This is a genomic window from Pigmentiphaga sp. MLSB6-MA01, from assembly GCF_058793475.1.
Genome location: NZ_JBXAFV010000019.1, coordinates 100,861 through 120,459, shown reverse-complemented (window position 1 = coordinate 120,459; position 19,599 = coordinate 100,861). Strand labels below are relative to the sequence as shown.

Genomic DNA, 19,599 nt, shown 5'->3' with positions numbered 1-19,599 from the left:
AGGAAACCGCGGATCTGGCTTTGCCAGTCCGCCGGTTTCGCCCCCTGGGGGGCGCGCGTCAGCGCGTAGGGGGGGACTCTCTCTAGGGGACTCTCTCTAGGGGACCCTCTCCAGGGGTACACTCTCTAGGCGTACACTCCTTCCATGAGCATCCCCGCAGCCCCGACCATGGACAAACCCGTGCCGCTGGATCTCTTCAAGGCGCTCGAAGCCGCCGTCACCGCTGCTCACGCGGGCGCCGCGATCCTTCAGGCCTACGCGCACAAGCGCTCGGAACTGGTCATCGACCTGAAGGCCCGCAACGATCTGGTCTCGCAGGCCGACCGCGAGGCCGAGATCGCGATCATCGAGGTCCTGCGCGCGCACACGCCGCAATACGGCATCGTGGCCGAGGAAACAGGCGGCTCGCCGTCGGGCCCCGCCAGTTGGTACATCGACCCGCTGGACGGCACCACGAACTTCGTCCACGCCATTCCCCACTACGCCGTCTCGATCGCGCTGGTCGCCCAGGAAGGCTGCGGCATCGCCTTCGAAGAGGCCCGGTCCGAGCCCGGGCCCGTGGTGGGCGTGATCTACGATCCCTGCCGCGAAGAGATGTTCACGTCGGTCCGGGGCGTGGGCGCCTGGCTCAATAGCCATCGCATCCAGTGCTCGCGCACCGGGGCCCTGGCCGACGCCCTGCTGGCCACGGGCTTTCCCTACAGCGACATGTCTTTCACCGAGAACTACCTGCCCATGCTGCGCGACGCCATGCACGGCACGCGCGGCGTGCGCCGCAACGGCGCGGCGGCGCTCGACCTGGCCTGGGTGGCCTGCGGACGCTTCGACGGCTACTGGGAACTGCGGCTCAAGCCGTGGGACGTCGCCGCCGGCACGCTGCTGGTACGCGAAGCCGGCGGACTGGCTTTCGATCCGTTCGGCCAGGCGGCGTGGCCCGAGCAGGGCAACATCGTCGCGGGCGGCCCGGGCGTGGCCAAGGCCCTGCACGACCTGATCGGCCCCAACCTCAAGGCCGCCGGCGCGGCCTGAAAACGAAAGCCGGTCAGCGCACGACCATCAGGCCGATGCGTACCTGGGACTTGGCGCGCACGTTGTAGTCCAGCAGGGTTTCACCATAGCCGTTGAAATACTGCACGTGCAGGAAACCGTTCAGGCGGCCCAGGCCCAGTTTGCGCAGCGGATAGGCCATGTCCAGTTGCAGCGATCCCTTCTCGTGGCCCTTGCGCACCAGCGCCGACACCATCAGGCCGTCGTCCTTGGCCCAGCGCAGTTGGTAGTCGACGTGGCCCCGGTAGTCGGCGATGTCCGGATTCCCCTCGCGGGTCATGTAGTACTTGATCTTGGGACCGAAGCTCAAGGTGCTGCCATCGTCCAGGCGGTAGCGCAGCGTGGGCCGCGCATACAGCGAGTTGATGGCGCGCGAGGTATCGCCGTCGCGGCCGTTGGACTCGTGCTCGAAGCCGCCATCGAAGCCGAGCGACTTGCGGCGGTCCCGCGACTCCCAGACCCGGTCCGACAGCCAGAAGACCGCCGGACGATAGCTGCTGTCGCGGAACGGCGCGGAGTTCTCGCCTATGTCCCACAGCGAGGTCTGGCTATAGCCCAGGTACAGGTTGTTGAGGAAACCGGTTTCCTCGCCGTCGCGGGGCTGGAACAGCCGGAACTTCAGGCTGATCTGGAAGCGCGCGTTCAGGTTGGGCCGGGTGCCCAGGCTGAAGTACACGGGCTCGTAGGGCGACAAGGCGCTGCGGAAGCGGCTCAGCACATCGTGCTCGTCGTTGCCCGGGGCGGCGGCTTGCGCCGGCGCCGGCCCCGACAGCGCGGTGCTGCCCGGCCCCGACCCGGCCGAAATGCCACTGACCGCGGCCAGCACGCCGTCGTCCGGCACTTGCGGCACGGCGCCGGGCGCGCGCGGGTCGATGATGGGACCGATCGCGGGCGAGCCGACGATGGCGCCTTTCTCGGCGGGCGTCGCGTCCAGCGCCAACAGCACGGGCTCGCCCTCGACCGCGATGGCCTGCAGGCCGCGCGCCTGCTCCGGCACCACCGCCGACCAGGTCGCGCGCGAGAACTGGCCCACGGGAATTTGCAGCACGGCGGCGCCGCCGTCGAGCCGCGCGGGCGCCCGCACGACGCGGCCGGTCGCGTCCCGCCACTGCAGCACCAGTTCACGCGGCGCGTCCCAGGTCGCCGTGGCATTGCCGTCGTTGAAGAACATGGCCTCGATGCGCACGGTTTCGCCGGGCCCGGCCTGGATGCGGTCCAGCTTGAAGGTCACGCCCGCATTCGCCGGCAACGGCGCGATGGCCATCAAGGCGAGCAGGCTCGCCGGCGCGAATGCACGGCGCAGAAAGCCATGCTGCGCATGGCGACGATGACCAGCCATCCGACCCGGCATGTGGACTCCCGAACGATGCCCGCGACGGGGCAGACGCCGCCATTGTAGGGGCAGGCGGAAGCCGGCGAGCGCCCGGCCCCAGGCCCCGGTGCCCCGGTGCCCCGGACAAGACCGGGTCAAGAACATGAAGGTCGATTCAGCCTAGTGCGATGGCTCGGCAGGCGCCCTCAACTCCCGCCGCAGGATCTTGCCCACGTTGGTCTTGGGCAGCTCCGACCGGAACTCCACGTAGCGCGGCCGCTTGTAGCCGGTCAGGCGATCACGGCAGAAGGCCTTCAGGTCCTGCTCGGTCAGTGCCGGATCGCGCTTGACCACGACCACCTTCACCGCTTCGCCGGAATGCTCGTCGGGCACGCCGATGGCGGCGCACTCCAGCACCCCCGGATGCTGCGACACCACGGCCTCGACCTCGTTGGGGTACACGTTGAAGCCCGACACCAGGATCATGTCCTTCTTGCGATCAACGATACGGATGTAGCCACGCTCGTCCATGATGCCGATGTCGCCGGTCTTGAAGAATCCGTCCGCCGTCATGACGCGGGCGGTCTCCTCGGGCATGTTCCAGTAGCCCGGCATGACCTGCGGCCCCCGCAGCGCGATCTCGCCGCGCTCGCCGATGGGCAGCGGCGCGCCGTCATCGTCCAGTATCGCCGCCTCGGTCGACGGCAGCGGAATGCCGATGGTGCCGGAATATTCCTTGATGTCGATGGGCGTGCAGCAGGCCACCGGCGAAGTCTCGGACAGGCCGTAGCCCTCGCACAGGGGCGACTTGGTCACCTCGACCCAGCGGTCGGCCACCGCCTTCTGCACCGCCATGCCGCCGCCCACGCTCACGCGCAGGCACGAGAAATCGAGCGACCGGAATTTCTCGTTGTGCAGCAGGGCGTTGAACAGCGTGTTGACCCCGGGAAACAGCGTGAAGCGGTAGCCCGACAACGTCCGGACCAGGTCGGGAATGTCGCGCGGGTTGGGCACCATCACGTTGAGCCCGCCCGCCCGCATGCCCAGCAGCCCGCACACCGTCAGGCCGAAGATGTGATAGAGCGGCAGCGCGCAGACAAAGATGTGCGGACTGTGCCGCGCCTCCTTTCCCGCGGGCCGTTCGTCCGTCAGCAGCCAGGCATCGCATTGCAGGACGTTGGCGACGAGATTCCGGTGCAGCAGGACGGCCCCCTTGGCCACGCCCGTCGTGCCGCCGGTGTACTGCAGGAAGGCGACGTCCTCGGGGCCGACCTCGGGGCGCGCCAGTTCCCGCGCCGCCCCTTGCGCCAGCGCGCGCCGGAAACCCACGGCGCCCGGCAGGCTGAACGGCGGGACCAGTTTCTTGACATGGCGCACCACCGCATTGACGATGGCGCCCTTCACGCCGCCCATCAGGTCGCCCATGGACGCCACCACGATGTGGCGGATGGCCGTCTCGGGCAACACCTTCTGCAGGGTGGAGGCGAAGTTCTCGAGGATGACGATGGCCTCGGCGCCGCTGTCCTTGAGCTGGTGCTGGAGCTCCGGGGCGGTATAGAGGGGATTGACGTTGACCACCGTGTAGCCGGCCCGCAGCACCGCCGCGATGGCGACGGGATATTGCAGGACGTTGGGCATCATCAGCGCCACGCGCGCGCCGCGCGGCAGTCCGCGGGATTGCAGCCAGGCCCCCAGCTTGCGCGACATGGCGTCGATGTCGGCGTAGGCAAGCGTCTTGCCCATGCAGACGAAGGCCGGGCGCTCGGCGAACTGCTCGAACGACTCCTCCAGCAACTGGACCAGGGACCGATAGCGTCCGGGGTCGATGTCGGCGGGAATGCCCGGCGGGTAGTGCGCCAGCCACGGTCTTTGCATGCACGTCTCCTGGTCTAGTCTGCGCCGCGCGGTGTCGGCTTATTGCGCCGATGATAGCCCAGCGGCCTGCGCGTGTTCGGTTTCCGCGAGCAAGCGCCGCCGGCGCTCGGCATACGGCAGCCGCGCCAACTCGCGCGCTTCGTCCAGGAACGGCGCGAGGCTGCCGTCGCGGCAACTCTCGCAGCGGCGCGCCATGGCCAGCAGCGCCGGCACCCACTGGTGGTAGGCCCCCATGGCCGCGAATTGCGCGTTGTTCAACGTCTGCGCGAACCAGGCATCATAGCCGGCGTAGCCATTCCACCGCTCGCGCTTCATCTGCTCGTAGCGGGACCTCAGGCCGGCGATGATTTCGGTCTTGCGCGCGCGCCGCCGCTCGATCTCGTCCGGCCCCAGGCCCACCGGATCGGGCGTGGTGGGCGCCGGCCCCTGGCGGGTGCCGGTCTCGCCGTAGGCCTGCGCCAGTTGCCGCCGTGTCTCCAGCAGCAGCGCGACGAAGTCGCGCCGGCGCGCGTCGAAGGCCTCATAGGCGGGCCGCAGCGATTGGTTCTGCGGTTCCCGCAGCCAGCGCTCGACGCCGATCTGCTCCACCGCCGTGGCCAGCGACTCGTTGAATGTCGTGTCGTTCTTCGCGTAGACCGCCTGATGGGTCAGTTCGTGGAAAACCAGGCGCGCGACCTCGGCCGGCGGCAGGCGGATGAAGGTGTTGACGAAAGGATCGGGATACCAGCCCAGGGTGGAATAGGCGGGCACGCCCCCCACGTGCACGTCCCAGCCCTGGTCCCGCAGCTCGCCGGCCATCCGCCTCGCGTCGGCCTCGCTGTAGTAGCCGCGGTAGTCTATGCAACCCACCACCGGGAAGCAGGACTGCTTGAGCCGCAAGGACAACGCCGGCGTGGCGAATACATTCCAGACGACGTAGGGCCGCTTGAGGTCGGCGTATTCGGTGTAGCTGCGGTTGTCGGGCAGGCCCAGCACCTGGCTGGCGTAACGGCGCGCGTCCTGCGCGTAGCGCAAACGCTCGCGCAAATCCACCGGCGTGGAAGGATCGGCCAGGACCTGGTCCACCGGCCGCGCGGCCTGCAGCAGCGACGAATGTCCGGCGACGGATTGCGCGTAATAGCGCAGGTCGGCGCATCCGGCCAGCGCCCCGGCCAGGACCAGGACGCCCCAGGCCGTCCGGCCCCTTGTCATTACACTCGCCATAGACAAGCTCATTGGAGATAATGGCTATGGTAACCGCCGGCCCTCGGGCAACCGACACCCGGCCGGCGACGCCGGACACGGCGCGGCACATCGGCCCTTCCCGCCTTCGCGACCGCCTGGACAAGGCGCGGCGCGCTCCCGCCCGCGGGGGGGCAACGCTACGGAGCTTCCACATGAATCTGCTCGAACCCATCGTCGCCTTCCAGAGCGACCTGAAGACGATACGGCGCGATCTCCACGCCCACCCCGAGTTGTGCTACGAGGAACACCGCACGTCGGACACCATCGCCCGCCTGCTGGAAGACTGGGGCATCCCCGTCGTGCGCGGGCTGGGCGGCACCGGCCTGGTCGGCGTCCTGGAAGGCGCGGACAGGAACGGCCCGGCCATCGGCCTGCGGGCCGACATGGACGCCCTGCCCCTGCAGGAACTCAACACCTTCGAACATGCCAGCGTGCATCCCGGGAAGATGCACGCCTGCGGGCACGACGGCCACTGCGCCATGCTGCTGGGCGCCGCCCGCCACCTGGCGGCGCACCGCGACTTCCCCGGCACCGTCTACCTGATCTTCCAGCCGGCCGAGGAAGGCGGCGGCGGCGGCAAGGCCATGGTCGACGACGGGCTGTTCACGCGCTTTCCCATGGAAGCCGTGTTCGGCATGCACAACTGGCCCGGCATCCCCGTCGGCAGCTTCGCCGTCACCCCCGGCCCGATGATGGCCTCCAGCAACGACTTCCGCATCGTGGTCAAGGGCAAGGGCACCCACGCCGCCTTGCCTCACCTGGGCATCGACCCGGTCATGATCGCGGTGCAGCTGGCGCAATCGCTGCAGACCATCCTGACCCGCAACAAGAAACCCATCGACACCGCGGTGCTCAGCATCACCCAGATCCACGCGGGCACGACCACCAACATCGTCCCGGATGAAGCCGAAATGGTGGGCACGGTGCGCACTTTCACCATCGACGTGCTGGATCTGATCGAGCAGCGCATGCGGGAAATCGCGCAGGGCATGGAACTGGCCCACGGCGCCCGGATCGAGGTCGACTTCCAGCGCAAGTACCCGCCGCTGATCAACCACCCCGACGAGACCCGATTCGTGGCGGACGTGCTGCGATCGCTGGTCGGGCCGGACCAGGTCGACGCCGCCACCGAACCCACGATGGGCGCCGAAGACTTTGCCTTCATGTTGCAGGAAAAGCCCGGCTGCTACGTCTTCATCGGCAATGGCGACGGCGCGCACCGCGAGTCCGGCCACGGGCTGGGGCCGTGCACCCTGCACAACGGCAGCTACGATTTCAACGACGACCTGCTGCCGCTGGGGGCCAGCTTCTGGGTGAAGCTGGTCAGCGACTGGTTCGCTCGGCCTCGATCAGTATGACGCGGTAGTCGTTGACATTGGTCAGCGTGGGACCGGTCATGACCAGGGTGTCGAGCTCCCTGAAATAACCCCAGGCGTCGTTGGCGTCCAGCCACGGGCCCGGCGTGACGCCCCGGGCCGCCGCCCGGCGCAAGCGCTCGCTGTCCCACCATGCGCCGGCATTGTCCTCGCTGCCGTCTATGCCGTCGGTATCGCAGGCCAGGGCCGAGACCCTGGCTTCGCCGCACAGCTCGGCGGCCAGCGACAGCAGGAACTCGGTGCAGCGGCCGCCGCGGCCGCCCCCACGCACCGTGACCGTGCATTCGCCCCCCGACACCAGCGCCACCGGCGCATCGAAAGGTTCGCCGTGCCGCAATACCTGGCGTGCCAGCGCGGCATAGACCTTTGCCACCTCGCGGGCCTCGCCGGTGACGGTATCTCCCAGCACCACCGCCTGGATGCCCGCGCGCCGAAGGACGCGCGCGCCGGCCTGCAGGCTTTGCTGGGCGGTCGCGATGACGCGGTTCTCCACCCGCTCGAACACGGGATCGCCGGCCTTGGGTGTCTCGGGATGATGCCCCGCGGCCCCGCCCTCCAGCCAGTCGAGCACCGGTTGCGGCGCCTGCACGCCGTGGCGGCGCAGGATGTCGAGCGCGTCGGCATAGGTGCTGGGATCGGCCACGGTGGGGCCGGAGGCGATGGCGGACGGATCGTCGCCCGCGACGTCGGACACGATCAGGCCCAGGACCCGGGCCCGCGTGCATGCGGCCAGGCGTCCGCCCTGCAATTGCGACAGGTGCTTGCGCACCACGTTCATCGACTCGATGGGTGCGCCGCTGCGCAGCAGCGACTGGGTGACCTCCCGCAGCGCGGCCATGGGCACCGCCGGCACCGGCAGCGACAACAGGCTGGAACCTCCGCCGGACACGAGCACGATCAACAGGTCATCGTCGCCCAGTTCCGAGGCCAGCCGCAGGATGTCGCCGGCGGCCCGTTCACCGGCCGCGTCGGGCACCGGATGGCCGGCCTCGACGCAGGCGATGCGCTCCAGCGGCATGCCGTGCCCGTAGCGGGTCACGACCAGTCCTTCCAGCTGGGCGTCGGCGGGCCAGGCGGCCTCGACGGCGCGGGCCATGCTGGCGGCGGCCTTGCCCGCGCCGACGACGACCGTGCGGCCCCTGGGTGGGGCCGGAAGGTGGCGGGCGGTGATGTGCAGGGGGTCGGCCGCGGCGACGGCGGCTTGAAACGATTCCAGGAGGAGCTGATGCATACGCGGGGAACGGCTGATGTCTCTTTTCGTGGTGGTAGCCATTATGGCGACCCGCCGTGGCTTGGCTAGCTGGATGAAATCCCTATTCCACCCGCCGCGCCGGCATGCACCCCCGCCCCGCGTAGCACCTTGTTGCAATCGCCGTCAGGCGGACGGCGCGGCCGGAATCTGCAAGCCCCGCTGCACGGCGGGACGCGCCACGAAAGCGTCCAGCACCCGCTTCACATTGGGAAAATCGCCGAATCCCACCAGGTCGCCCGCGCCGTAGAAACCGACCAGGTTGCGCACCCACGGGAAGGTCGCGATATCGGCAATACCGTAGCCGTCGCCCAGGATCCAGGCCTTGCCGTCCAGTTGCCGCTCCAGCACGCCCAGCAGCCGGCGCGATTCAGCCACGTAGCGGTCGCGGGGACGCTTGTCCTCGTAGTCCTTGCCGGCGAATTTGTGGAAAAACCCCACCTGGCCGAACATGGGGCCGATGCCCCCCATCTGGAACATCACCCACTGCATGGCCTGGTAGCGGCCGGCGGGATCCTGCGGAATGAACTGGCCCGATTTCTCGGCCAGGTAGATCAGGATGGCGCCCGATTCGAACAACGGCAACGGCTTGCCGCCCGGGCCGTCGGGATCGAGGATGGCGGGGATCTTGTTGTTCGGGTTGAGCGACAGGAACTCCGGCGACATCTGGTCCTGGGTATCGAACGCCACCCGGTGCGGCTCGTACGGCAGGCCGGTTTCTTCCAGCATGATCGAGGCCTTCACGCCGTTGGGGGTGGGCAGCGAGTAGAGCTGGATGCGGTCCGGATGTTGCGCGGGCCACTTGCGGGTGATCGGGAAAGCGGACAGATCCGTCATGGGGAATCCTTGCTCGATGAATGGGTCGATCCGCCGGACTATACCAGCCGCGAACGGCGGCGATACCAAGGGCCGGGCCGTAGAATATTGATGAAGATCGATCAACCTTGAAGACCATGCCGCACAAGGACTATCTCAGCGCCAAGGAAGCCGTGGAGTTGCTGGGCATACGCATGCAGACGCTCTACGCCTACGTCAGCAAGGGCTGGATACGCAGCGTCAAGCAGCCGGACACGCGACAGCGCCTGTACCTTCACGAGGACGTGCTGCGGGTCAAGGCGCGCTCCAGCGCCCGCTCGGGACACGGGGCGGTGGCCGCCTCCGCCATGAACTGGGGCGAGCCCATCATCCCCACCTCGATCACCGAGATCCGGTCCGACGGCCCCCACTACCGCGGCCACTCCGCCGTGCGGCTGGCTCGCGGGCATGCCAGCTACGAAGCGGTGTGCGAACTGTTGTGGACCGGCGTCTGGCACGATGCGCCGCGCCGCTGGGACACGGGCATCACGCCCAGGCTCCAGGAAACCCTGCTGGAATCGCTCGCGCCGCCCAAATCCAACAGCGGGTTGCTGGAAATCATGGCCATCGTCACCCTGCGCCTGGGCATGTCGCGCGGGTCGGTGGAGGATCGCATGCGCGGCGGCCACATGCACGAAGCGGCGCGGCAATTGATCAAGACCCTGGCCGGCTGCATGGGCCTGGTGTCCCGCCGGCGGCGCTTCCATGCCATCCCCGACGAGGCATCCATGGCCGAAGGCCTGCTGGCGGCCCTGGACCTGCCGGCCAGCGCCGCCAACCTGCAGGCGATGGAAGCCTTCCTGGTGCTGTTCGCCGACCACGAGCTTTCTCCCAGCACCTTTGCCGCGCGCGTCGCGGCCTCGGGGGGCTCGACCCTGCACAGTTGCATCGCCTCGGCCATCTGCAGCTCGGCCGGCGTCCACCTGGGCCGGATGTACGACCGGATCGAGGACTTCCTGCGCGGCGCCGGCAACGCCGCGGGCCTGATGCAGCAGGCTCGCGCGCAGCACGGGCGCGGCGCCAGCGTGCCCGGTTTCGGCCACCCGCTCTACCCCAAGGGCGACGAACGCGCCGAGCTGCTGATCGAACTGGCGCGCGGGCGGCCGCGCCAGAAGGCGGCCCTCGAACAGATCCATCGTTTCATCGACGACGTGCGCGGCGAGTTCGGCCTGCATCCCCGGCATGAACTCGGGGGCATCGTCCTGGCCATGGCCATGGGCGTACCGCGCCAATCGGTGGGCACGCTGTTCACGCTCGCGCGCATGGCGGGCTGGGTCGCGCACGTGCAGGAGCAGCGCCTGAGCGGCATGCTGCTGCGGCCCCGCGCCAAATTCGTGGGCGCCGGCGGCGAACCCTGAGCCTCAAGCGCCCGACGGCCAGAACGACTCGATCTCGGCCCACAGGGCGTCGGGCGCTTCCTCGGCGATGTAGTGGCCGCAGTCCAGCGCCCGGCCCTCGACCTGCGAGGCCTGCCTGCGCCACAGGTCCAGCACATCGAAATAGCGCCCCACCACCCCGCGCCCGCCCCACAGGACCCGCAGCGGGCAATCCACGCGGCTGCCCTGGCCGCGGTCGGCCCGGTCGTGCTCCAGGTCCACGGTGGCGGCCGCGCGATAGTCCTCGCAGATCGCATGCGCCCAGTGCGGATGGCGCGCGCAGCGCTCGTACTCGGCCATCGCCCGGTCGGTGAAGGGGGCCAGGCCCGCATGGCGGCCGCCCATGATGGAACGCAGGTAAAAGACCGGATCGGCCCCGATCAGTTGCTCGGGAAAAGGTGCCGGCTGGATCAGCCAGAACCAGTGGTAATAGGCCTGCGCGAAGCCGCGCGTGGTGCCCTCGTACATATCCAGCGTCGGCGCGATGTCCAGCAGCATCATCCGCTCGACCCGCTCGGCATGGTCCAGCGCCAGCCGGTGCGCGACACGCGCCCCGCGGTCGTGGGCCAGCACGCCGAAGGTCTCGTAGCCGATGCAGCGCATCACCTCCACCGCGTCCACCGCCATCGTCCGCTTGGAGAAGGCCTCGTGGCCGGCCGGTTCGTCCGCTGGCACGCCGCTGTCGCCGTAGCCGCGCAGGTCGATGGCGACGCAGGTGTAGCGGTTGGTGAGCCGGGCCCAGAGCTTGTGCCACATGGCGTGGGACTGGGGATGGCCATGCATCAGCAGCAGCGCCGGCCCGGTGCCGCCCACGCGCGCGGCGATGTCCACGCCATTCACGTGGAAGTGCTGCAGCCGGTCGTTGAAGAGGGATATCTCGGACATGGCGGCCCTAGCCTCTGGCGACGATTTCCGCCACCGCCTTGCCGACATCCGACGTGACCGCCTTGCCCCCCATGTCGGGCGTGCGCGGCCCGTCGGACAGCACGGTCTCGATGGCCGACAGGATGGCGTCGTGCGCCGCCTTGTGGCCCAGGAACTCCAGCATCAGCGCGCCCGACCAGATCTGCGCGATGGGATTGGCCACGCCCTTGCCGGCAATGTCGGGCGCCGAGCCGTGCACCGGCTCGAACAGCGATGGGAAGCGGCGGTCGGGATTCAGGTTGGCCGAGGGCGCGATGCCGATGGTGCCGGTGCAGGCGGGCCCCAGGTCGGACAGGATGTCGCCGAACAGGTTGGACGCCACCACCACGTCGAACCAGTCGGGATGCAGCACGAAATTGGCGGTCAGGATGTCGATGTGGAACTTGTCCACGCGCACATCGCCATACTTGCCCGCCATCGCCTCCACCCGCTCGTCCCAGTAGGGCATGCTGATGGCGATGCCGTTGGACTTGGTGGCCGAGGTCAGGTGCTTGCGGGGCCGCGACGCCGCCAGGTCGAAGGCGAACTTCAGCACCCGGTCGACCCCGGTGCGCGTCATGACTGTTTCCTGCAGCACGACCTCGCGATCGGTGCCTTCGAACATGCGGCCGCCCACGCTGGAATACTCGCCTTCGGTGTTCTCGCGCACCACGTAGAAATCGATGTCGCCCGGCTTGCGGTTGGCCAGCGGCGAGGGCACGCCGGGCATCAGCCGCACCGGACGCAGATTCACGTACTGGTCGAACTCGCGGCGGAACTTCAGCAGCGAACCCCACAGCGAGACGTGGTCCGGCACCGTGGCCGGCCAGCCCACCGCGCCGAAGAAGATCGCGTCATGGCCGCCGATCTGCTCTTTCCAGTCGTCCGGCAGCATCGAGCCATGCCGGGCGTAGTACGCGCACGAGGCGAAGTCGAAGCGGTCGAACGACAGCCCGATGCCGAAGCGCGACGCCGCCGCCTCCAGGACACGCAAACCTTCTGGAACGACCTCGGTGCCGATGCCGTCGCCGGGTATCACTGCAATGCGGTGGGCCATGGATGAAACGTCCTCGTCGTGGTGGCGCCGGCGCGCAAGCCTGTCGCGAAACCGGTGCGGGATGGAATGGATCAAGTGTATCTCGCGCTTGCCCTTCATAATTGAACGAGATAAAAACCATTGTTGAACTCAAATTAACAATGGACACCATCTCCGACCTCGCCTTTTTCTCGCTCCTGCTCCGCCACGGCAGCCTGTCGGCCGCCGCCCGCGAACTGGGCCTGTCCACCCCCGCCGTCAGCAAGCGCCTGCAGCGGCTGGAACGGCGCCTGGGCGTACGCCTGCTCAACCGCACCACCCGCCGCATCGCGCTGACCCACGAGGGCGACATCTACCTGCGCGAAGGCAGCCGCATCCTGGCCGATGTCGAGGAACTCGAGCACACCGTGGGCCGCAGCCGCGACGAACCCCGCGGCCTGCTGCGCATCAACGCCACCCTGGGCTTCGGCCGCCACCATATTGCCCCCGCCGTCTCCGACTTCATCAAACGCTTCCCCGCCGTCCAGGCGCAACTGCACCTGACCGACCGCCCCGCCAGCCTGCTGGACGAATCCTTCGACGTCTGCATCCGCATCGGCGACCTGCCCGACGCCCGGCTGACCGCGCGCAAGCTCGCCTCCAACCGGCGCCTGCTCTGCGCCTCGCCGCGCTACCTCAAGCACCACGCGCCGCCGCAGTCCCCTCGCGACCTCGCCCATCATCCCTGCATCGTGATCCGCGAAAGCGACACCGCCTACGGAACCTGGCATCTGCATTCGGGCCACCGCAAGGAGTCGGTCAAGGTCCGCGGCCCGCTCAGCGCCAACGACGGCGAAAGCGCGCTGCTATGGGCGCTGGAGGGCCACGGCATCATCATGCGTTCGGAATGGGAGGTCAGCGCCTACCTGCGCTCGGGCAGGCTCGCGACCGTGCTGGCAGACTGGCACACGCCTTCGGCCGACATCTTCGCGCTCTATCCGGAGCGGCAGAACCTGTCGGCCAAGACAACGGCCTTCGTCCAGTTCCTGGCGGACCGGTTTTCGAATCGGCTGCGCGACAAAGAGGGAGGCTTGCTCTGGTAGGCCGGCTCACGCAACGGCAACCACGGCCGGCGAACCATCAAGAGCGACGGTGGAACATCGTCGAACACCGCGGCGCCCCCGGAGCGGGCCGCCCCGCCCCACCGGCCAAGGACGGGTCAAGAGCTCAATCCCTGGCCATCCAGCAGCCATGATGGCGGGCCAGCCTAATACTGCAGGATCTTCGACAAGAACAGCCGCGCCCGCTCCGACCGCTGGCTGGCCGGATCGAAAAACTCGTCCTTGCCCGTATCCTCGATAATACGGCCGCCGTCCATGAACACCACGCGGTGCGCCACCTTGCGGGCAAAACCCATCTCGTGCGTCACCACCATCATGGTCATGCCTTCCCTGGCCAGGTCCACCATCACGTCCAGCACTTCGTTGACCATCTCCGGATCCAGCGCCGACGTCGGTTCGTCGAACAGCATGGCCACCGGATCCATGGACAGGGCGCGCGCGATCGCCACCCGCTGCTGCTGGCCGCCCGACAACTGACCCGGAAACTTGTCCTGTTGCGATCTCAGGCCAACGCGATCCAGCAGCTTCACCGCGCGCACGACGGCTTCATCCTTGCTTCGCCCCAGCACCTTGACCTGCGCCAGCGTCAGGTTATCGAGGACCGACAGATGCGGGAACAGCTCGAAATGCTGGAACACCATACCGACTTTGGACCGCAGCCTGGGCAGGTCGGTCGCGGGGTCGCCCACCGACACGCCATTGACGGTGATCTCGCCTTCCTGGAACGGCTCCAGCGCATTGACGGTCTTGATCAACGTCGACTTTCCCGAGCCCGACGGACCGCACACCACGACGACTTCGCCGGCGGCGATGGAGGTCGTGCAATCCGCCAGGACCTGGAAGGATCCGTACCACTTGTTGACATGCTTGATCTCGATCATCGAGCATTCCCTGGAGAAGAATCCTGCGCCCCGCCGCCACCCGGCGAGGCCACCCATCAGCGGACGATCGCCACCCGCCGCTGCAATACCCTGACCAGCCGCGACGCGGAGAAGCAGATGACGAAGTAGACCACCGCCGCGAACACGTACATTTCGACCAGCCGCCCGTCGCGCTGCGCCACCTTGGACGCCGCGCCCAGGAAATCCGTGATCGACAGCACATAGACCAGCGACGTGTCCTGGAACAGCACGATGGTCTGCGTCAGCAACACCGGAATCATGTTGCGGAAAGCCTGCGGCAGGATCACGCTGCCCATGGTCTGCCAGTAGTTCAGGCCCAGCGCGTAGGCGGCGTAGGTCTGCCCGCGCGAAATGGACTGGATGCCGGCCCGCATGATCTCGCAGAAAAAGGCCGCCTCGAACATCGTGAAGGTGATGACCGAGGACCAGTAGGCGCCGACCTTGATAGGCGTGGACGATCCGATGACCCACGCGCCGATATAGGGCACGAGGAAATAGAACCAGAAGATCACCAGCAGGAGCGGCAAGGAGCGCATCAGGTTCACATAGGTGCCCGCCACCGCGGACAGCCAGCGGAAGCGCGACAGCCGCATCATCGCCAGCAGCGTGCCGAAGACGATGCCCCCCGCGGTGGCCATCGCGGTCAGCGTCAGGGTAAAAGTCATGCCCTCCTTGAACAGGTAGGGCAGCGTGCGCCAGATGACGTCGAAATCGAAATTGCCGAACATGTCCGCCTCCGTTCAGTGCGAACCGTCGCGCACCGGCCCGATGAACCCGGGCACGGCCACGCGCCGCTCGACCCAGCGCATGAAGACGACGACGACCAGGCTGACGATCAGGTACAGCACCGTGGCCGCGGCGAAGGCCTCGAACACCTGGAAGCTGAACTCCTGCATCGACCGGGCGCGGCCCGTCAGCTCCAGCAGGCCGATGGTCAGGGCGACCGACGAATTCTTGATGATGTTCATGAACTCGGAGGTGAGCGGCGGCAGCATCACCCGGTAGGCGATAGGCAGCAGCACATGGCGATAGACCTGCGCGCCGCGCAGCCCCAGCGCCGTCGCCGCCATGCGCTGCCCGCGCGGCAGCGACTCGATGCCCGCCCGCACCTGCTCGGCGACCCGCGCCGAGGTGAAGAATCCCAGGCACAGCACCGCCGGCCAGTACGCGCCCCAGGGAGGCGCGATCTGCTTGACGGCGTTGCCCAGCGCTTCGGGCAGCAGCTCCGGCAGCACGAAGTACCACAGGAACAGTTGCACCAGCAGCGGGATATTGCGGAACAGCTCCACATAGGCCCCGGCCAGGCGGACGGCCCACTTGGCCTGCGTGGTCCGCACCACGCCGACGAGGGATCCCAGCACGAAGGCGATCACCCACGCCGCCAACGCCGTGGCGAGCGTCCATTGCAAGCCCGACAGCAGCGTATCCATGTAGGTACCCTGGCCGTCGGGCGACAGCTCCCAGAATATCTTCCAGTTCCAGTTGTAGTTCATCGCGGCTCCGCCGTGCTTACCCGGTCCGGTGCAAGGCCGGCCCCATGGAAACAGGGGACCGCTCGGGTCCCCTGAAATCCTGCTTGGTCATCCACGGCGCATGGCCGGCATGCCTGACGGGCCTCGCATCAGCGATAAGCCGCCGGATCCCCCGAATCGGTCGGGTTGGCGATGACCTTCTTCAGCGCATCGCTCATCGGCACCTTCAGGTTGACGTTGCGAGGCGGGATCGGCGAGTTGAACCACTTCTGGTAGAGCTTCTCGACCTCGCCAGACTTCATCAGCGCCACGACCGCATCGTCCACCACCTTCTTGAAGGCCGGATCGTCCTTGGGCTCGATCATGCCGTAGGGCTCCACGGTATAGGCCTTGCTGCTGACCATCCACTGGTCCGGGCTCTTGGCGTTGGCCACCAGCCCATACAGCAGGATGTCATCCATGAAGAACGCCACGGCGCGCCCGCTGTCGACCATCAGGAAGGCATCGGCATGATCCTTGGCCGGGATGATCTGCATGCCCAGGTTTTCCTTGCCGTTGGCCTCGGTCAGCCACTTCAGGTTGCTGGTGCCGGCCGTCGACACGACGGTCTTGCCCTTGAAGTCTGAAAGATCGTTCAGTTTCGAGCTTTTCTTGGCGACGAAACGCGTGGCCGTCACGAACGTGGTCGGCGCGAACGACACCTGCTGCTGACGTTCGATGTTGTTCGTGGTGGATCCGCACTCAAGATCGACCGTGCCGTTGGCGATGAGGGGAATACGGGTCGCCGAGGTGACCGGCGAAAGCGCGATATTGAGCTTGGGCAGCTTCAGGTGACTCTTGACCGCGTCGGCGATCTTGTAGCAGATGTCCATCGAGTAGCCGATGGATTTCTGGTTGTCGTCGAGGTAGGAGAAAGGAATGGAGGAATCGCGATAACCGAGCGTCAGCGTCCCCGTGTCCTTGATCTTCTTGAGCCGGCCAGTCAGATCTTGCGCCGAGACAGACGACACGGCGACCAGCGTCAGCGCGGCGGAGAGCAGCACGAGCTTCTTCATGGAATCCCCCTTCCGTAGACTATGTCGGCCGAGTGTAGCAATAAATGGGGCTCCCCCCTACGCGCTTCGCGCGCCCCCCCAGGGGGCGGCACGGGCGGACCGGCGGAGCCGGATCCGCCGTGCCCTGGATGGCACAACATTTTCCCTGGGTCGGCGGAATTCCTTTCGATGCGATGATCGTGGCCATGCGGCCATCAAATCGCCACCTTCTTGAACCGGTAGGGCCGCGTCAGCACCTCCGGCTTGAGCACCTGCTCCAGGGTCTCCGCATCCAGCAGCCCCGCCTCCAGCACCAGATCCGCCACCGGCCGCCCCGTCCGCATCGCATCGCGCGCGATCCGTGTCGCCGCCTCGTACCCCAGCACCGGATTCAGCGCCGTCGCCAGCCCCGCCGAACGCCTGACGGCCTGCGCCAGCCGCTCGCGGTTCGCCGTGATGCCCTTGACGCAATTGTGCGTCAACGTGGTGCATGCCGCCTCCAGGTGCGAAATGCTCTTGACCAGGCTCCACGCGATGATGGGCTCGAAGGCGTTGAGCTGCAGCTGGCCGCCCTCGGACGCCATCGTGATCGTCATGTCGTTGCCGATGACCTCGAACGCCACCTGGTTCACCACTTCGGGAATGATGGGATTGACCTTGCCCGGCATGATGGAACTGCCCGCCGCGCGCTCGGGCAGATTGATCTCGTTCAGCCCCGACTGCGGGCCGGACGACAGCAGGCGCAGGTCATTGCAGGTCTTGGAAAGCTTGCAGGCCACGCGCTTCAGGACACCGGACAACTGCACGAACGCGCCCGTGTCCTGCGTCGCCTCGATCATGTTGGCGGCGCGCACCAGCGGCAGCCCGGTGATCTCGGCCAGGTACTGCACGGCCAGCGGGCTGTAGTCGGGATCGGTATTGATGCCGGTGCCGATGGCGGTCGCGCCCAGGTTGACCTCCACCATCAGCGTCCTGGCCTCGCCCAGCCTCGCCTCGTCCTCGCCCAGCATGACCGCGTAGGTCAGGAACTCCTGGCCCAGCGTCATGGGCACGGCGTCCTGCAACTGCGTGCGCCCCATCTTCAGCACGTCGTCGAACTCCAGCGCCTTGGCCTCGAAGGCCCCGCGCAGTTCCGCCATCGCCACCAAGAGGCGCTGCAGCGAAAAACACATGGCGATCCGCAGCGCGGTGGGATAGACATCGTTGGTGCTTTGCGAGGCATTCACGTCCTGGATGGGATGCAGGGCGTCGTACTGGCCCTTCTCCGCGCCCAGCAGCTCCAGCGCGCGGTTGGCGATGACCTCGTTGGCGTTCATGTTGGTCGAGGTGCCTGCCCCACCCTGGATCACGTCGACGATGAACTGGTCGTGCAGCGCGCCCTCGATGATTTCCTGGCAGGCCTGGGCAATCACGCCGGCCCGGTCGGCGGGCAGCACGCCCAGGTCCCGGTTGGCGCGGGCCGCCGCCAGCTTGACGCAGGCCAGCGCCCGCACCAGGTCGGCCTGGCCGCCTATGGTCGAGCCGGAAATCGGAAAATTCTCGCGGGCGCGCAGGGAGTGGATGCCCCAGTAGGCGCCAGCGGGAATCTCGCGCTCGCCAAGCAGGTCGTGTTCGATGCGGAAGAGGCCGGAAGCGGCATTGCTGCTCATGTGGATGTCCATCGGAAAGGCCGCCGCACCATGCGGCGCACTATGGAAAACACTATAGGCAGGCGCCCCGCGATAGCGCCAATGCCGTGTTCGCATTGGCCAATGTTTTTTTTGCATTGCCAGGAAACCGCCGGAGACCGGGAAACGTCAGCGCGTCCTGGACAGGTAGTCCCACAGGGCATCGACCAACGGCTTGGCGGGCGCGCCGGCCGGCACGCGCTCGCGATAGAGGCGGATTTCCATGGTCTCGGTATAGGCCTCGCCCGCGCAGGCCAGGCGGCGCGAGGCAACCTCGCGGCTGACGGCGCTCTCTGGCAGGAAGGCCACGCCGTGCCCTTCGAGCGCCATGGCCTTCAGGCCCTCGGCCATGTCGGTCTCGTAGCGTTCGTCCAGCGGCGGCCGGGGTTGGGCGCCGGCCAGGATCAGGTCGACGATGCGGCCCAGGTAGGCATTGGGCGCGTAGGCCAGGTAGGGCGCCGGGCCGCCCTCCCCCAGCACGTGCTCCGGGGTGCCGTCGGGCTTGCTGCGGGCGTAGGGATAGACCGCCTCGCTGCCCAGCACCAGCATGTCGTAGTGGCGCGGATCGAGCTGGACCGGCTGGCGGGGATGGTAATAGACCATGACCAGGTCGCTGCCGCCCTGGACCAGGCTGATGGCGGCGTCATGGACGTTCAGCGCCATCAGGCGGGTCGTGAAGTCCGGCAGGCCGGCCTCGGCCCGGATGCGGCTCAGCCAGCGCGGAAAAAACGTCAGCGACAGGGTATGGGGCACGGCGAAATCGATCACCGCCTGCGACGCGGGGCGCATGCCGCGCAGCATGGCCCGGGTCTCGTCCAGCTTGGCCAGCATGGCGATGGCTTCGGCCCGGAACGTCTCGCCGGCGGGCGTCAGGCGGGTGGGATAGACGGCGCGATCGACCAGATCGGTGCCGACCCAGGCCTCCAGGGCCTGGATGCGGCGCGAAAAGGCGGGCTGCGTGATGTGCCTCAGCTCGGCCGCCCGCGAAAACGACCGGGTTTCAGCCAGCGCGATGAAATCTTCGAGCCACTTGGCTTCCATGCTTGCAACCGGGAAGGATCCGGCGGAAATTGTACCGTGGGCCCGTGGCGCCCCCCCGGTCGGGCATACACTTCCCGCATGGCCCCGCGCCGCACCGTCGATCTTCCCTGGAGTCCAGCGTGACCGCTTC

General features: G+C 67.7%; 17 protein-coding genes. 4 read left to right on the top strand and 13 right to left on the bottom strand.

The genetic code is table 11. The annotated features are described in order from the left end of the window. Nucleotides 1-144: 144 nt before the first annotated feature. Complete coding sequence (locus AC1Q6E_RS25750) at nt 145-1,029, top strand: inositol monophosphatase family protein (protein WP_492573799.1); 885 nt, start codon at nt 145-147, stop codon at nt 1,027-1,029. A gap of 13 nt (nt 1,030-1,042) precedes the next feature. Here the strand turns inward: AC1Q6E_RS25750 and AC1Q6E_RS25745 are convergent, their stop codons facing one another. The 3 genes from AC1Q6E_RS25745 to AC1Q6E_RS25735 form a co-directional block, all read right to left on the bottom strand. After that, nucleotides 1,043-2,386 (bottom strand): phospholipase A, encoded by a 1,344-nt coding sequence (locus AC1Q6E_RS25745; RefSeq protein ID WP_492573798.1) that lies wholly within the window; start codon nt 2,384-2,386, stop codon nt 1,043-1,045. A gap of 153 nt (nt 2,387-2,539) precedes the next feature. After that, complete coding sequence (locus AC1Q6E_RS25740; RefSeq protein ID WP_152792477.1) at nt 2,540-4,234, bottom strand: long-chain-fatty-acid--CoA ligase; 1,695 nt, start codon at nt 4,232-4,234, stop codon at nt 2,540-2,542. 39 nt (nt 4,235-4,273) lie between these two features. After that, nucleotides 4,274-5,425, bottom strand: coding sequence for an aminopeptidase (locus AC1Q6E_RS25735; protein WP_492573797.1), 1,152 nt, complete (start codon nt 5,423-5,425; stop codon nt 4,274-4,276). A 185-nt stretch (nt 5,426-5,610) separates the two neighbouring features. Between AC1Q6E_RS25735 and AC1Q6E_RS25730 the strand changes: the two genes are divergently transcribed. Continuing rightward, complete coding sequence (locus AC1Q6E_RS25730; RefSeq protein ID WP_152792479.1) at nt 5,611-6,816, top strand: M20 aminoacylase family protein; 1,206 nt, start codon at nt 5,611-5,613, stop codon at nt 6,814-6,816. Here AC1Q6E_RS25730 and AC1Q6E_RS25725 read toward each other — a convergent pair. Both AC1Q6E_RS25725 and AC1Q6E_RS25720 read right to left on the bottom strand, forming a co-directional pair. Beyond that, nucleotides 6,782-8,065 (bottom strand): glycerate kinase type-2 family protein, encoded by a 1,284-nt coding sequence (locus AC1Q6E_RS25725; RefSeq protein ID WP_152792480.1) that lies wholly within the window; start codon nt 8,063-8,065, stop codon nt 6,782-6,784. The genes AC1Q6E_RS25730 and AC1Q6E_RS25725 overlap by 35 nt on opposite strands. A 144-nt stretch (nt 8,066-8,209) precedes the next feature. Beyond that, nucleotides 8,210-8,920 (bottom strand): glutathione S-transferase N-terminal domain-containing protein, encoded by a 711-nt coding sequence (locus AC1Q6E_RS25720; protein ID WP_152792481.1) that lies wholly within the window; start codon nt 8,918-8,920, stop codon nt 8,210-8,212. Nucleotides 8,921-9,036: 116 nt separating this feature from the next. Between AC1Q6E_RS25720 and AC1Q6E_RS25715 the strand changes: the two genes are divergently transcribed. Next, a complete protein-coding gene (locus tag AC1Q6E_RS25715) occupies nt 9,037-10,296 on the top strand; it encodes a citrate synthase family protein (RefSeq protein WP_152794439.1) in 1,260 nt (419 codons plus the stop codon). A 3-nt stretch (nt 10,297-10,299) separates the two neighbouring features. On the opposite strand, the gene AC1Q6E_RS25710 is transcribed toward AC1Q6E_RS25715, so the two are convergent. Together AC1Q6E_RS25710 and AC1Q6E_RS25705 are read right to left on the bottom strand one after the other, a co-directional pair. Continuing rightward, a complete protein-coding gene (locus AC1Q6E_RS25710; RefSeq protein ID WP_152792482.1) occupies nt 10,300-11,199 on the bottom strand; it encodes an alpha/beta fold hydrolase in 900 nt (299 codons plus the stop codon). 7 nt (nt 11,200-11,206) lie between these two features. Then, entirely contained in the window at nt 11,207-12,274 is a 1,068-nt protein-coding gene (locus AC1Q6E_RS25705; RefSeq protein WP_152794442.1) for a tartrate dehydrogenase, read from the bottom strand. A 140-nt stretch (nt 12,275-12,414) separates the two neighbouring features. On the opposite strand from AC1Q6E_RS25705, the gene AC1Q6E_RS25700 reads away from it, so the two are divergent. Beyond that, nucleotides 12,415-13,335: a LysR family transcriptional regulator gene (locus tag AC1Q6E_RS25700; protein ID WP_296558419.1), complete on the top strand. Its 921-nt coding sequence runs from the start codon at nt 12,415-12,417 to the stop codon at nt 13,333-13,335. 164 nt (nt 13,336-13,499) lie between these two features. Here AC1Q6E_RS25700 and AC1Q6E_RS25695 read toward each other — a convergent pair whose 3' ends face one another. The 6 genes from AC1Q6E_RS25695 to AC1Q6E_RS25670 all read right to left on the bottom strand — a co-directional run bounded on the left by AC1Q6E_RS25695 (nt 13,500) and on the right by AC1Q6E_RS25670 (nt 19,469). Continuing rightward, entirely contained in the window at nt 13,500-14,234 is a 735-nt protein-coding gene (locus AC1Q6E_RS25695; protein WP_152792484.1) for an amino acid ABC transporter ATP-binding protein, read from the bottom strand. Between the two features lie 56 nt (nt 14,235-14,290). After that, nucleotides 14,291-14,983: an amino acid ABC transporter permease gene (locus AC1Q6E_RS25690; protein ID WP_152792485.1), complete on the bottom strand. Its 693-nt coding sequence runs from the start codon at nt 14,981-14,983 to the stop codon at nt 14,291-14,293. A 12-nt stretch (nt 14,984-14,995) separates the two neighbouring features. Then, nucleotides 14,996-15,748 carry an amino acid ABC transporter permease gene (locus AC1Q6E_RS25685; RefSeq protein WP_152792486.1) on the bottom strand — a complete coding sequence of 251 codons (753 nt, stop codon included), beginning with the start codon at nt 15,746-15,748 and terminating at the stop codon, nt 14,996-14,998. Between the two features lie 128 nt (nt 15,749-15,876). Next, entirely contained in the window at nt 15,877-16,782 is a 906-nt protein-coding gene (locus AC1Q6E_RS25680; protein ID WP_152792487.1) for an amino acid ABC transporter substrate-binding protein, read from the bottom strand. A gap of 194 nt (nt 16,783-16,976) precedes the next feature. Further along, nucleotides 16,977-18,410, bottom strand: a complete 1,434-nt coding sequence (gene aspA / locus AC1Q6E_RS25675; protein WP_152792488.1) for an aspartate ammonia-lyase — start codon at nt 18,408-18,410, stop codon at nt 16,977-16,979. A 147-nt stretch (nt 18,411-18,557) separates the two neighbouring features. Then, a complete protein-coding gene (locus AC1Q6E_RS25670; RefSeq protein WP_152792489.1) occupies nt 18,558-19,469 on the bottom strand; it encodes a LysR family transcriptional regulator in 912 nt (303 codons plus the stop codon). Between the last annotated feature and the right edge of the window lie 130 nt (nt 19,470-19,599).